General features: G+C 60.5%; 14 protein-coding genes and 1 riboswitch. Of the genes, 8 read left to right on the forward strand and 6 right to left on the reverse strand.

Going from position 1 to position 13,640, the window contains the following annotated elements; translation table 11 throughout:
- Nucleotides 1-54 precede the first annotated feature (54 nt).
- Nucleotides 55-441, forward strand: a complete 387-nt coding sequence (locus QD409_RS01930; RefSeq protein ID WP_430761754.1) for a hypothetical protein — start codon at nt 55-57, stop codon at nt 439-441.
- Nucleotides 442-466: 25 nt separating this feature from the next.
- Here the strand turns inward: QD409_RS01930 and QD409_RS01935 are convergent, their stop codons facing one another.
- From QD409_RS01935 to QD409_RS01950, 4 genes are all read right to left on the reverse strand, one after another.
- On the reverse strand, nt 467-1,420 hold the full coding sequence (locus QD409_RS01935) for a sugar-binding transcriptional regulator (RefSeq protein ID WP_430761755.1): 954 nt from the start codon (nt 1,418-1,420) through the stop codon (nt 467-469).
- A 21-nt stretch (nt 1,421-1,441) separates the two neighbouring features.
- A complete protein-coding gene (locus QD409_RS01940; protein ID WP_430761756.1) occupies nt 1,442-2,908 on the reverse strand; it encodes an FGGY family carbohydrate kinase in 1,467 nt (488 codons plus the stop codon).
- Between the two features lie 65 nt (nt 2,909-2,973).
- Nucleotides 2,974-3,930, reverse strand: coding sequence for a transketolase family protein (locus QD409_RS01945; RefSeq protein ID WP_430761757.1), 957 nt, complete (start codon nt 3,928-3,930; stop codon nt 2,974-2,976).
- On the reverse strand, nt 3,930-4,739 hold the full coding sequence (locus QD409_RS01950) for a transketolase (protein ID WP_430761758.1): 810 nt from the start codon (nt 4,737-4,739) through the stop codon (nt 3,930-3,932). Before QD409_RS01950 ends, QD409_RS01945 begins: the two co-directional genes overlap by 1 nt.
- A gap of 222 nt (nt 4,740-4,961) precedes the next feature.
- On the opposite strand from QD409_RS01950, the gene QD409_RS01955 reads away from it, so the two are divergent.
- The 7 genes from QD409_RS01955 (at nt 4,962) to ribB (ending at nt 11,893) form a co-directional block, all read left to right on the forward strand.
- Nucleotides 4,962-5,942, forward strand: a complete 981-nt coding sequence (locus QD409_RS01955) for an ABC transporter permease (protein WP_430761759.1) — start codon at nt 4,962-4,964, stop codon at nt 5,940-5,942.
- 115 nt (nt 5,943-6,057) lie between these two features.
- A complete protein-coding gene (locus tag QD409_RS01960; RefSeq protein WP_092843962.1) occupies nt 6,058-6,987 on the forward strand; it encodes a sugar ABC transporter substrate-binding protein in 930 nt (309 codons plus the stop codon).
- Nucleotides 6,988-7,015: 28 nt separating this feature from the next.
- A complete protein-coding gene (locus tag QD409_RS01965; RefSeq protein ID WP_430761760.1) occupies nt 7,016-8,494 on the forward strand; it encodes a sugar ABC transporter ATP-binding protein in 1,479 nt (492 codons plus the stop codon).
- A 20-nt stretch (nt 8,495-8,514) separates the two neighbouring features.
- Nucleotides 8,515-9,303 (forward strand): SDR family oxidoreductase, encoded by a 789-nt coding sequence (locus tag QD409_RS01970; protein WP_430761761.1) that lies wholly within the window; start codon nt 8,515-8,517, stop codon nt 9,301-9,303.
- A 4-nt stretch (nt 9,304-9,307) separates the two neighbouring features.
- Complete coding sequence (gene tpiA, locus QD409_RS01975; RefSeq protein ID WP_430761762.1) at nt 9,308-10,045, forward strand: triose-phosphate isomerase; 738 nt, start codon at nt 9,308-9,310, stop codon at nt 10,043-10,045.
- 74 nt (nt 10,046-10,119) lie between these two features.
- The gene (locus QD409_RS01980; protein WP_430761763.1) at nt 10,120-10,902 is read left to right on the forward strand and encodes an SDR family oxidoreductase; all 783 of its coding nucleotides are present in this window, start codon (nt 10,120-10,122) and stop codon (nt 10,900-10,902) included.
- Nucleotides 10,903-11,008: 106 nt separating this feature from the next.
- Nucleotides 11,009-11,154: riboswitch (FMN riboswitch) on the forward strand.
- A gap of 112 nt (nt 11,155-11,266) precedes the next feature.
- Nucleotides 11,267-11,893, forward strand: a complete 627-nt coding sequence (gene ribB / locus QD409_RS01985; protein WP_430761764.1) for a 3,4-dihydroxy-2-butanone-4-phosphate synthase — start codon at nt 11,267-11,269, stop codon at nt 11,891-11,893.
- Between the two features lie 69 nt (nt 11,894-11,962).
- On the opposite strand, the gene QD409_RS01990 is transcribed toward ribB, so the two are convergent.
- The gene (locus tag QD409_RS01990; protein WP_430761765.1) at nt 11,963-12,883 is read right to left on the reverse strand and encodes a homocysteine S-methyltransferase family protein; all 921 of its coding nucleotides are present in this window, start codon (nt 12,881-12,883) and stop codon (nt 11,963-11,965) included.
- A gap of 62 nt (nt 12,884-12,945) precedes the next feature.
- Nucleotides 12,946-13,635 carry an ABC transporter permease gene (locus QD409_RS01995; protein WP_430761766.1) on the reverse strand — a complete coding sequence of 230 codons (690 nt, stop codon included), beginning with the start codon at nt 13,633-13,635 and terminating at the stop codon, nt 12,946-12,948.
- Between the last annotated feature and the right edge of the window lie 5 nt (nt 13,636-13,640).

Here is a 13,640-nt window from a genome sequence, read left to right on the forward strand (position 1 = left end):
CCAGCCTATTTGCGGTTGCTCGCGCGGCAGAGGAGATAGCGTCGCAACTATAGTGTGTCACAAGAGCTCCTCTCGCCGAGCGACGTTGTGCAGCTTGAGCCGCGTCTCAGCGGATTTGAGGGGGATCTTTTCTTTCCCAAAGCCATCAACCTCAGCGACCCCGGCGAGGTGATGCACCTCCTGTCTTCGGCCGTCAGGCGGGCAGGTACGGAATTCGTCCGGGCACCGGCGGCAATGACGACCGTGCAACTGGATACTGAGCGCGGCTACCATATTGAATGTGACATGCCGGGACTGCCGATCGAGCGGCCGGTCTGTCTGACAGCGCATGGCTTCTACCTTTGTCCGATGCAAGATCGGCTACGGGTTGCCGGTCTGGTTGACCCTGGCGCCGCGGTCAGCTCGGTTGGTCAGCGCAATGCTCGCCGCCTGATTGCCTGAGCAGACCTGGCTTGAGCCATTGACTTTATGACTCGACCAGGCGCTCGGCGCTGAACTTGTCCGTTATCAAAGTGTCGATAACTCCGATCCTCAAGGCACCGGCGATCGCCGCAGTCTTTTTTGCGCCACCGGCGAGCGCGATGACCCGATCAACCCGTTGGAGATCCTCAAGTGGGAGGCCGATAACGCGCTCGTCAAGCGGCGTCTTTACCGGCTTGCCGTCCTTGTTGAAAAAACGCAGCGATATATCGCCGACAGCGCCAGCCTCAGCCAGGTCGGCAAGCTCCCGCGACGAAAAGATATTGCCGGATCTTGCAAGCAGTTCCGATGGTTCGACGGCTCCAATGCCGACGATGGCGAGCGTGATGCTGCCGAAGAGATCCATCGTCTCTCGCACGAACGGATCCGCTTGCATCAAAAGTTTGGCCTCGCGCGAGGTCGTAACACCCTGCACCGGAAGAAGCTTCGGCTCTGCGCCGGTCAGTCGTGCGAGGCGAGTGGTCAGCTGGGTGGCATGCGTCTGGACCGACGGGTCGCCCATGCCGCCAAGTGTCTGAACGACATACTTTGCCTGGGCGCTCTTCTGGGGATGAATATTTTCAACCATCCTGAAGATCGTCTGGCTCCAGCTCGATACACCGATGATCTCGCCGGGCGCAAGCGTAACCTCCAGAAGATGCGCGGCAGCTTCGCCGATCCGGGCCATGATGGCTCCGTCCCGGTCCTCGGTGCATTCGACGACGATGGCTTCGGGGAGACCGTACTTCTCGCGCAGCGCTCCTTCGAGGTCGCTGTAGGTGCCAACGGGCGGGATGACGCTTGTGCGCACGATGTCTTCTGCCTCGGCCCGCTTCAGCATTCGCGAGACGGTTGCCTGCGATAAGCGAAGGTGCTGGGCGATCTCCGCCTGCCGCTTGCCCTCTATGTGGTACATCTGGGCAACTCTTGAGATGAGGCGGAGTTCGTTAAGGCGAGCCATCGTTGATCCCGGAGTGAATTTTTATTCACCTTTAACCGGAGTTGCCCGCAACGTCGAGCGGGCCAGCGCATCATTCCACCCATTCAGGAGGGCCGTATAGTCGATATTTTCCGGCTCGATGACCGCAGTGCTTCTCGGAAGCGCTGCGATGGCATCGAGATCCCGCCACAGCCCGATCGAAAGACCAGCGAGATAGGCTGCGCCGAGCGCAGACGCCTCCGGTGCCTCGCACTGGATGATGGCGTGCTGCACGAGGTTCGATACGCATTGCATCAGGAAGCGGCTCCGGCTCGGCCCGCCATCCACGTAAAGCGTGCCGAGTTCGCCGCCGCTCTGTGTCCGCATCGCCGTGATCACGTCATGAACCTGCAAGGCGATCGAGTCGGTCACCGAGCGCGCCATCTGCGCGCGGGTGGTGCTGAAATTGATCTGCGAGAAGAGCGCGCGCGCGTCGGAATTCCAGTAGGGCGCACCCAGCCCGACGAAGGCGGGTACGAATCCGGGGCCGCCCGGCTCGGCAGTTGCCGCAAGGTCGACAAGGGACGCAACATCCGGAAGACCCAGAATGCCAGCCATCCACGGTAGGCTCGCAGCGCAAACAAGGATGTTGCCTTCGAACGCGAAGGTCGGTTGACCGGCGATGCGCCAGGCGACGGTGGTGGTAATGCCATTGCGCGGCGCAATGAAACGCGGAAGGGTGGTCATGACCGAGGACCCGGTTCCGAAGGTCGCCTTGCCATCGCCCGGGTTGAAGGCTCCGTGGCCGAACAAGGCCGCATGGCTGTCCCCGATGGCTGATCTGATCGGCGTGCCGTCTGGAATACCGGCAAGGCCATGCGTGGTTCCAAAGTCTGCGGAGCTGTCGAGCACTTCGGGAAGGAGCCGGATATCGACCCCGAAAATCGCGCCCAGCTCCTCGCTCCAGGTTTGAGCCTCGAGGTCGAACAGTTGGCTTCGCGCTGCATTCGAGGCGTCGCATACATGCTTGCGGCCGCCGGTAAGGCGATGAATGAGCCAGCTATCGATCGTACCGATGCGGACCCGTCGCCCATGCGCGGCCCGGTCAAGAAGCCATCGGAACTTCGGGCCTGGAAACATCGGATCGAGGGGGAGGCCGGTAAGCGCCTCGACGCGCTCCGAATGCCCACCGGCGATGAGGCGCTCGCAATCCGGCGCCGTGCGCCTGCATTGCCAGCTGAGCACAGGTCCAAGCGCCTTGCCCGTTTCGGCATCCCAGACGGTGACCGATTCCCGCTGGTTGGAGATTGCCACCGCTTCGATCGTCGAGCCGGGCGCGTTTTGCAGGCATAGCGCGATCGCTTCGCAGACGGATGCATAGATCCGGCCGGGATCCTGTTCGACCCAGCCGGGCTCTGGATAGGAGATGCCTACTGGAGCCGAGCCTCTGGCAATGATGTCTCCGCTTTCAGAGATCAGGACTGCCTTGGAATTGGTGGTCCCCTGGTCGATTGCCAGAATGGCCCGCATCATATCCTCCACTGATGACAAGGCCGGGGCGGCAACCCGCCCCGGCTCGAACGCGTGCTGTTTGTCTATTTGCGCTTGATAAGCGCTTGCGCGGCGTCTGCAATGGCTGACGGAGCCATGCCGAATTCGTCGAGCAGGAACTCGGCCGAGCCGGTTGGCGCGTAGATGCCGGGAACGCCGAGGCGCGTCATCGGGACCGGAGCGTTGTCGACGACGACCTCGGCCACGGCCGATCCCAGCCCGCCGAAGATCGAATGCTCTTCCGCCGTCACGATCGCGCCGGTTTCCTTGGCGGCCGCAATGACGGCACCCTCGTCGATCGGGCGGACGGTGGCGAGATTGAGCACCCTGGCCCTTATGCCATGTTGGGCGAGAATGTCGGCTGCCTTCATCATGCGATGGGTCAGAGTGCCGTTCGCGATGAGTGTGACATCTGAACCTTCACGCAGCAGATTGGCCTTTCCAAGTTCGAACTTGTGGCCCTCCGGCAGAAGGTCTGGCACGCCGACCCGCGACAGGCGGAGGAAGCAGGGGCCGTTGTAGGTCGCTGCCCATTCCACCGCTGCCGCCGTCTCGATGCGGTCGCATGGCGCGATCACGGGAAGGTTCGGCAGAACGCGCGTCCAGGCGAAATCCTCGATCGAGTGATGGGTCGGGCCGAGCTCGCCATAGGCCATGCCCGACGAAATGCCGACGAGCTTGACGTTGGCATTTGAGTAGGAGATGTCCGCTTTGATCTGCTCCAGCGATCTGCCTGTGAGGAACGGCGAGGCGCCACAGACATAGGGAAGGCGTCCGCCATTGGCGAGGCCCGCGCCGACGCCGACCATGTTCTGCTCGGCGATGCCGACATTGACCAGACGGTCGGGAAACTTGGACTTGAAGCCGCCGAGCTTCGAAGATCCGACCGAATCGTTGCAGACCGCGACGATCGTTTCGTTCTCGGCGGCGAGGCGCTCGAGCGTCGATGCGAAGGCGTCTCGGCAGTCATGGAGCTTGGGTGCATTCACTGGCGCGTTCATTAGAGCGTCTCCGACAATTCTGCCAATGCGACTTCATACTGTTCCTTGCTCGGAACCTTGTGATGCCAGTCGACACGGTCCTGCATGAAAGAGATCCCGTGTCCCTTGTTGGTATGGGCCACGATGCAATGGGGGCGGTCGCTTCGAAGCTCGAGTGCCGGGACGACCTCGCGCATGTTGTTGCCGTCGATTTCGCTAACCTCCCAGCCAAAAGCTTCGAGCTTCGGACGAAGCGGCGCGATATCGTTCGTATCCGAAAGCGCCGCCCCCTGCTGGAACCGGTTATGGTCGACAATCAGGGTAAGGTTGTCCAGCCGGAACTGTGCTGCTGCCATGATCGCTTCCCAATTGGAGCCCTCCTGCATCTCGCCATCGCCGGTGATCACATAAGTGTGGTAGCCGGCGCCTGACAGTTTCGCCGCCTTGGCCATGCCGACCGCCACTGGCAGGCCGTGCCCCAAAGGGCCGGTGTTGGTTTCGATGCCCGGCACCTTGTTGCAATTGGGGTGGCCATTGAGCCGCGAATGCGGCTTCAGGAATGTCGATATTTCTTCTTCCGGAATGAAGCCGCGTTTCGCCAAAGTGACATAGAGCGCACATGCGGTATGTCCCTTCGAAAGCACAAACCTGTCCCGATCAGGATGTTTCGGTTGGTCCGGCCAGATACGCAGCACACGGAAGTACAGCGCGGTCAGGAGGTCGATCACGGACATCTCACCGCCAATGTGTCCGGCACCTGCCTCGTAGACTGCCTGGAGATCTCGCAGACGTATCTGACGAGCAACACGTTCAAGTTCGGAAGGCTCCATCGTTTCCTCGTGAATAAATATTCATGTATTTATATTTTTGCAGTAAAAGATAGTTAGTCAAGCCCCTATAGGCGACTTGTTGCCAAAACAGGGTGAAAAGACCCGGTTGACAGCATCAAAGCGAGTTGGTAATGAATTTTCCAGCATATGTGAATAAATATTCTATCTTGAAAAATCAGTGCCCAGACATTGGCTGCTGGCCTCGGGCTCCAGGGAGGAATGATGGTGGCGATCGACGTCAATGAACAGAGCCGTCCATCCGTGACATGGTTGAGCAAGCTCGCCGGCGCTACCGGACCGCTCGTCGGATTGCTGGCCCTTTGTGTTTTCCTGAGCTTCAGCACTGATGCGTTTCTTTCGCTCCGCAACGGCCTCAACATTCTCGACCAGATCACCGTGCTCGGGATCATGGCCGTGGGCATGACCTTCGTCATCTTGATTGGCGGCATCGACCTTTCAGTAGGGTCGGTCCTCGCGCTCGCCATGATGGTCATGGGCTGGACGGCAAATATCGCCGGTCTGCCGCTTGTCACGGGGATTGCCGTGGCGCTGGTCGCCTCCGCGGTCAGCGGGCTGATCGTCGGACTTCTCGTCACCTTGTTCCGGGTTCCGGCCTTCATCGCGACATTGGCGATGATGTCAGCAGCACGCGGCGTCGCAAACATGATCACGGACGGACAGCAGATCGTCGGATTCCCCGATTGGTTCATGATGCTTGCGATCGATCGCCATTTCGGCGTGCTGACGGCGACGGTCTTCCTGATGCTGGCGGTTGTCGCCGTGGCTTGGGTGTTCCTGCATTTTCGCTCTGAGGGTCGTATGCTCTATGCCGTGGGCGGCAATCCGGAAGTTGCTCGCCTGGCCGGCATCAATGTCCAGCTCGTGACAATCGCCGTCTATGTCGCAAGCGCGGTGCTTGCCGGTCTGGCCGGTATCGTGCTGGCGGCGCGTCTAGACTCTGTTCAGCCGTCCAGCGGCTTTGGATACGAACTCGACACGATTGCGGCCGTCGTCATCGGGGGAACCTCGCTGTCGGGTGGATCCGGCGGTATCGGCGGCACGCTCATCGGTGTCTTGATCATCGGCGTCCTGCGCAACGGCCTTAACTTGCTCAACGTCTCGCCATTCCTGCAGCAGGTCATCATCGGCATCGTCATCGTGCTTGCGGTCGGTGCTGAAACGATCCGCAGGCGGCGGGCCTGACATTCAGGTCCGCCTGGCGGACCTCCACCAGGTCCTCTCCGAAAGGTTTGGAGCGGATCACCTGCCCGAGGGGGAGGATGTACCCAAGGGTTCACTGCAAAAAGGAGGAAATAAAATGAAACTTGCGCGTATTCTTCTGGCCTCGGCCGCCGTGCTGGCGATGTCGCTGGGTTCCGTTCAAGCGAAAGAGGCCAAGAAGATCGGTCTTGCCGTCGCAAACCTGCAGGCAAACTTCTTCAACCAGATCAAGCAGTCCGTCGAGGATGAAGCCAAGAAGCGCGGCATCCAGGTGGTGACCGTGGATGCCAAGGGCGACGGTCCGACCCAGGTCAACCAGATCCAGGACCTTTTGACCCAGAACATCGACGCCTTGATCTACATCCCCGCGGGCGCAGCGGCCGCGAGTGTCCCCGTCAAGCTCGCCAAGAATGCCGGCGTTCCAGTCGTGAATGTCGACCGTAACGCCGAGGGCGCGCCGGGCGACACCTTCCTTGCCACGGATTCCGTCGCATCCGCCAAGGCCGTTTGCGACCACATTCTCAAGCAAGCCGGCGGCAAGGGCAAGATGGTGATCATCCACGGCCAGAAGGGCACTACGCCCGAAGTTGACCGCAGCAAGGGCTGCGCTGAATCGTTGAAGGCCAATCCCGGCGTGAAGGTGGTTGCCGAGCAATATTCCAACATCTGGGCCCAGGACGAGGGTTTCCAGATCATGCAGAACATGCTGCAAGCAAACCAGGATGTATCGATCGTGTTTGCTCAGGCAGATGCGCTTGCACTTGGCGCCGCACAGGCGATCAAGGTTGCAAACCCATCCCAGAAGATCGTGGTCGGCGGCTTCGATGGCGATACGGCCGCTCTGGAAGCGCTGAGCAAGGGTGTCTTCGACGTCACCGCGACACAGCAGACGCAGAAAATGGGCCGCGACGCGGTCGCCAATGCCGTCAAGCTGGTTGCTGGTGAGAAGGTGGCTCCAGTGCAGCTCATGGACGCCACGCTGACGACCAAGGAAAACGTGGCCGGCTTCATCGCCAACCATCCGTAATCGTGCCGAAATCTTGAGGAGGTGTGCCGTGACCGAGCCCGTTCTTTCCCTGAGGAGCATATCCAAGCGCTATGGATCGCTTCAGGTGCTGAAGAATGTCAGCCTGGATGTCTATCCCGGTGAAGTGGTCGCGCTTCTCGGCGAGAACGGGGCCGGCAAGTCCACGTTGTCGGGCATTGTCGCTGGGTCACGCACGCCCTCCGAAGGAACGATGACATGGCTGGGGCAGCCTTATGCCCCGGCCACTCCGCGCGACGCGATCGACAAGGGCGTCGTCCTGATCCATCAGGAATTGCAGCTCCTGCCACATCTTTCGATTGCCGAGAATGTCTTCATCGGGCGATGGCCGATGAAGAATGGGGCCGTTGATCGCCCCCAGATGGTCCGGCGTGCGCAGGAGCAGCTCGCTCGCCTGAACCTGCATATTCCGGCGACGCGCAAGGTTGCGGGCCTGTCGACAGCCAATCAACAGCTCATCGAAATCGCCAAGGCGCTGGCGCTCAATGCCAAGCTGCTGATCCTCGACGAACCGACTGCCGCACTCGGCGGTGCGGAGACGGAAGCCTTGTTCGAGCAGGTGAGGAAGCTTCGCTCCGAAGGCGTCGGCATCATCTACATTTCCCATCGCATGGAGGAGATCAGGCAGATCACCGATCGCATCGTCGTTCTGCGCGACGGCGAGCGCGTCCAGGAGTTTGCCGACAGTGCGACACCCGTTCGCACGATCGTCGAGAGCATGGTCGGCCGCTCGCTGGACCGGATGTTCCCGGCTCTTCCGGAGCCGACTAATCGTCCGGTGCTGCAGGTCAGCGCACTGACTTCGCCTGACGACTCCTTCCGGGACGTGACGTTCGACGTTCGTGCAGGTGAAATCCTCGGCATCGCCGGACTGGTTGGTGCCGGCCGCACGGAACTTGTCCGCGCTATTGCCGGTGCCGATCCGATCAGCGCTGGCTCGATCAAGCTGGAAGGCGAGGAACTCAAGCTTCGCGATCCGGCGGATGCGATCGCAAAGGGCATCGTGATGGTGCCCGAGGACCGCAAGGAGCAGGGCCTCGTCGTCGGCCATCGCATCAGCGAGAACATCATCTACGCCAATCTCGACAAGCTCGGCGGGCGCTGGATCACCTCGCGCGTCAAGCGTGCCTTCGCCGAGAAGGCGGTGGCGAGGTTCGGCGTCAAAGGTCGCGCCGAGCAATTTGCCTCGGACCTGTCGGGCGGCAACCAGCAAAAGGTCGTCATCGCAAAGTGGCTGATGCGTGATCCCAAGGTCGTGGTGCTCGACGAACCGACCCGAGGCATCGACGTCGGCGCCCGCGCGAGCATCTACGACATCATCGTAAACCTCGCGAAACAGGGGGTGGCGGTCATTGTCGTCAGCTCCGATCTCGAGGAGGTTCTCGGCGTGTCGAACCGCATTCTGGTGCTCGCCCAGGGCAAGCAGGCAGGTATTTTGAACCGTGACGAGGCCAACGACGTCTCGGTCATGGAACTGGCGACAATCTAGACAAACAGAAAGGAAGAGCGGTGTCCGACATCACTCTAAATGCCCCGAGGCTTTTCGATCTCAGCGGAGAGGTCGCCCTCGTGACCGGAGCTGGAAGCGGAATTGGGCAGCGTATCGCAATCGGCCTCGCGCAGTGTGGAGCCGAGGTCGCGCTTCTTGATCGTCGCTCGGACGATGGCCTGGCGAATACGGCCTTGCATATCAAGACGGCCGGCCGTCGCTCCATCCAGATTGCGGCTGACGTCACCAGCAGGTCTTCTCTCGAGGAGGCGGTTGCACGCACCGAGGCGGAACTCGGTGCGCTGACACTTGCCGTCAACGCCGCCGGTATCGCCAACGCCAACCCCGCGGAGGAGATGGAGGAGGACCAATACCAGACGTTGATGGACATCAACCTGAAAGGCGTCTTCCTGTCCTGCCAGGCGGAAGCACGCGCCATGTTGAAAAATGGACGCGGATCGATCGTCAACATCGCCTCCATGTCGGGCGTGATCGTAAATCGCGGCCTCAGCCAGGCGCATTACAACGCTTCCAAGGCCGGCGTGATCCATATGTCGAAATCGCTGGCGATGGAGTGGGTCGGCCGTGGGATCCGCGTCAACACCATCTCGCCGGGATATACGGCGACGCCGATGAACACGCGTCCGGAAATGGTCCATCAGACGAAGCTCTTTGAGGAGCAGACGCCGATGCAGCGCATGGCTGGTGTCGACGAGATGGTCGGTCCCGCCGTCTTCCTGCTATCCAATGCCGCAAGCTTCGTGACGGGCGTCGATCTGCTCGTCGACGGAGGCTTCTGCTGCTGGTGATGTCATGCGCAAGCTGATCGTAGGCAACTGGAAAATGAACGGTCTCGCTTCCTCCCTGGCTGAGATCGAGGCGCTGAAGGGACTAACAGGCGAGGCGGCGCCCGACATCGTCGTCTGCCCGCCCTTCACGCTAGTCGAGAAGGCCGTTGAGTGTACCAAAGGCGCGGCGATCGCCGTCGGCGCACAGGATTGCCATGCGCAGACCTCAGGTGCCTACACTGGAGACGTCTCCGCAGAGATGCTCGCCGAAATCGGCGCGCGCTTCGTGATCCTCGGGCATTCCGAACGCCGCTCCGCCTACAAGGAAATGGATGCCGCAGTCGCGGGCAAGGCCGCCGCGGTCCACAAGGCAGGTCTGACGAGCATCATTTGTATCGGGGAGACGCGTGCAGAACGGGATGAGGGAAGAGCGATCGATGTCGTTCGCGCCCAGCTCGAAGGATCAACTCCCGACACGGCGACCAGTTCGAACATGGCAATCGCCTACGAACCGGTTTGGGCGATCGGAACCGGACTGGTTCCGAGCCTCGAACAGATCGAGGAGGTGCATTCATCCATCCGGCAGACGCTCGAAGAGCGGCTGGGGGAAGACGGGTATCGTGTCAGGATCCTCTATGGAGGTTCGGTCAAGGTGTCGAACGCAAAGGTGATCTTCGGCGTTTCCAACGTCGATGGCGCTCTGGTCGGAGGGGCGTCCCTGAAGGCATCGGAGTTCGCCGAGATCATCTTGGCCGCCGTTTGAAGTCGCAAATAGCAGGCAGGATGATCGGCCCTTGAACCGCGCCCGCCTGGCCGTAGCCGCAAAAGGAACAGGGAATGCAACGCTTCGAAAACAAGACCGTCGTCATCACCGGCGCGAGCCGCGGCATCGGCGCTGCGATCGCCAAACGGTTTGCGCGAGAGGGTGCCAATCTTGTGGTCTCCGCCAACGAGGATTCCGTCCATGCGGTCGCCGAGCAGATCAGGGCCGATGGCGGAAAGGCGATTTCTTTCGTCGGCGACGTGACGGACAAGACCAGCGTGCAGGGTCTCTATGAGGCTGCCGAGACGGCGTTCGGCGCCATCGATGTTTCTATTCAGAATGCCGGCGTCATCACCATTGCCCGCGTCGAGGATATGACAGAGGGCGAATGGGACAAAGTCATGGCCGTCAATACCAAGGGCGTCTTCCTCTGTGCCCAGGAGGCAATTGCCCGCATGCGCAAGCATGGTCGCGGTGGCCGCATCATCAATACAGCCTCCGGCCAGGCGCGTGATGGCTTCATCTACACGCCGCATTATGCGGCATCGAAGATGGGCGTCGTCGGCATTACCCAGAGCCTTGCGAAAGAAGTTGCGATCGAGGGCATTACCGTGAACGCCTTTTGCCCCGGCATCATCGAAACCGACATGTGGGCCTATAACGACCAGGCATGGGGCAGGCTGCTGGGTAATTACGGTCCCGGCGAGCTTATGAAGGAATGGGTCGAAGGCATTCCGATGAAACGGGCCGGGTCGGGTGAAGACGTCGCAGGTCTCGTCACTTTTCTTGCCAGCAACGATGCGGCCTATATCACTGGACAGACCATCAATGTCGATGGTGGTTTGATCATGTCCTAGCTTCGTTCAACAAAGAGGAACTGTGTTTTCACACGGAAAGCCGAATTCTCGAAAGCCGAAGGTCCATCAACCTCTTGCGGAACGAGATGATCCTCATCTATCTTAGAGATGTTCTCAGGGCGGGGTGTAATTCCCCACCGGCGGTATCGAGGCAACTCGGAGCCCGCGAGCGCCTTCGCAATCTGCGAAGGGTCAGCAGATCCGGTGAGATGCCGGAGCCGACGGTCATAGTCCGGATGGAAGAGGGCAACGCAGGAGATGCTGCTTCGTGGTGGCGTTCACATGCTTGTTCGCCCAAGGGAAAATGGTGGCTTTGACAGGCCATGTGCGCCGTTCTGAACGGCAACCCTTGAAAGGCAGGAAAATGGCAATTTCGAAAATTGAAGATGCGATCGCAGCGATTGCGCGGGGCGAGATCGTGGTTGTTGTCGATGATCGCGACCGCGAAAACGAAGGCGATCTCGTGATTGCCTCGGAAGCGGTCACACCACAGGCGATCGCATTCATGATGAACCACGCGCGTGGTCTGATCTGCGTTCCGATGGAAGGTGAAAGGCTTGACGAACTCGACATCCCGTTGATGGTGCCGCGCAACACGGAAGTCCTGAAGACCGCCTTCACCGTTTCAGTCGACTACATCCCGGGAACCACGACCGGAATATCCGCCGCCGACAGGGCGGCGACGGTTCAGGCTCTGGTCAGGGATGGCTCGCGCCCGGAAGAGTTTGCCCGGCCCGGTCATATCTTTCCTCTTCGCGCGCATCCAAATGGCGTTTTGTCTCGCCCCGGGCATACGGAAGCGGCCGTGGATCTTGCCAGGCTCGCCGGCCTTTCGCCTTCTGGTGTCATCTGCGAAGTGGCGAACGACGACGGCACCATGGCCCGTCTGCCCGAACTCGAAACCTTCGCCGAGCGGCATGGCCTTCATCTTATCACGATCGAGGATCTGATAGCCTACAGGACTGCGGGTGCCGCCTCCAAGGCTGCCTGATCGTTCGGGTCCCAAAGAACCATCCTTGGGGTCAACCGCCTTCCGGACCGGTGTTTGTGCGAGGCTCTCCTACGCTCCTTGAGGACGCAGGAGAGCCTTCTTCAACCGATGAATATGCCCAGCGCCAATCCCGCAGCAACCGCCGACCATCGTCGCGCCAGCATCGACCCATGAGCAGGCGAAGCGTGAATAGGCGTCGTCGTTCAGATCCTGTCGGGTTGCATGAAGGCCTTCGTTGGCGGCGGACTCGCCTTGTTCTCCCTCGAAGGCATTGGCATAGACGCCGATCTGTAGATCGTAGCCGCCCCGCTTGAAAACCTCCGCTGCTGTATCGACGGCCTCCCGCATGACTTCCGGCTTGCTGCAATTGAACAGGAGTGCGTCGGCGGCGGACGAGGCGGCCCATAGAGCCGCATCCTCGACGGACTCGCCGGAGCGGAGCTTGCGAGAGGCGCCATTCTTTTGCGCAGCATCATCCGCCAGCGTGAAGGAGATCCAGAATGGCTTGTCGGTTTCGGCGACGGCGGTGCGAACGGCTTGCCCTTCGGCAATCAGGCTAAGGGTTTCGCCGAGCCAGACATCGACATAGGGATCGAGGTTTTCCACCAGGACCTTGAGATAGTCCTGCACCCGCGACGGATCGAAATTCTGCGGCTCGTAGGAACCGAAGATGGGTGGCAGCGAACCGGCGACCAGAACCTTCCGATCCTTGCACGCATCAGCAGCGTCGCGGGCCAACTGCCCCGAGCGTGCGATCAGGGCAGCCCCTTCCTTCCGGAATCGCGCCTCGCCAATATGGAACGGTACCAGTGCATAGCTATTCGTCGTAATGACGTCAGAGCCGGCGGCGATAAATTCGTCATGAACCTTTCGGACAATATCGGGCGAATTGATCAGGGCGAGGGCCGACCATTCCGGCTGCTTCAGTTCGGCTCCGAGCCGTAGGAGCTCGCGGCTCATGCCGCCATCGAGGATCAAAAGTTTGCTCATGAATGGGATCTCCAGAATAGTTCGGATCTGCGGAGAGGTCTGATCTCCCCTTCGTGCTGTGATTAACGCCGCGCCGGCACCTGCGCTTCCAGAAAGCGGAAGGCTCGTGCGACGATGGCGGTGAGAATGAGATAGAAGACGGTGACGACGATCAGCGGCTCGTAGACGAGCAGCGTGTCCTGGCGCACCTTGGTGGCAACGGCGTAGAGATCCATCACCGTGACGGTGAAGGCGAGCGGTGTCGCCTTCAGCTGCATGACGATTTCGCCGCCGATCGTCGGCAATGCGATGCGAATGGCACGCGGCAGCCAGATGCGCCTGATCAGCGTGAACGGTCGCATGCCGAATGCGCGGCCTGCCTCCAGCTCGCCTTTCGGGACGGCAAGCAATGCGCCACGCAAAACCTCCGCCTCGTAAGCTGCGTAGTTCAGCGTGAAGCTGACGGCTGCAAAGAAGAAGCCCTCGCGCAAGATCGGCCAGAACAGGCTCTGACGGATACCAGGGATCATCGGCAAAAAAGAACCGACACCGTAATAGAGCAGCCAGAGCTGTATCAGCAGCGGCGTGCCTCGGAAGAAAGTGCAATAGCCGCGAGCAAGAGTTCGCAGAAACGGGCCGCCGCTGACCTGGGCGAAGGCAAGGCCGATTGCGATGATGAAACCGAAGACGACCGAAATCGCAAGCAGCGACAGCGTTTGCACGGCTCCCGTCAACAGAAGCGGCCAATAGGAGGTTATCCATGAGAAGGTCATGTCAA

This window comes from Rhizobium sp. BR 315 (assembly GCF_050577975.1).
GTDB lineage: Bacteria > Pseudomonadota > Alphaproteobacteria > Rhizobiales > Rhizobiaceae > Rhizobium > Rhizobium miluonense.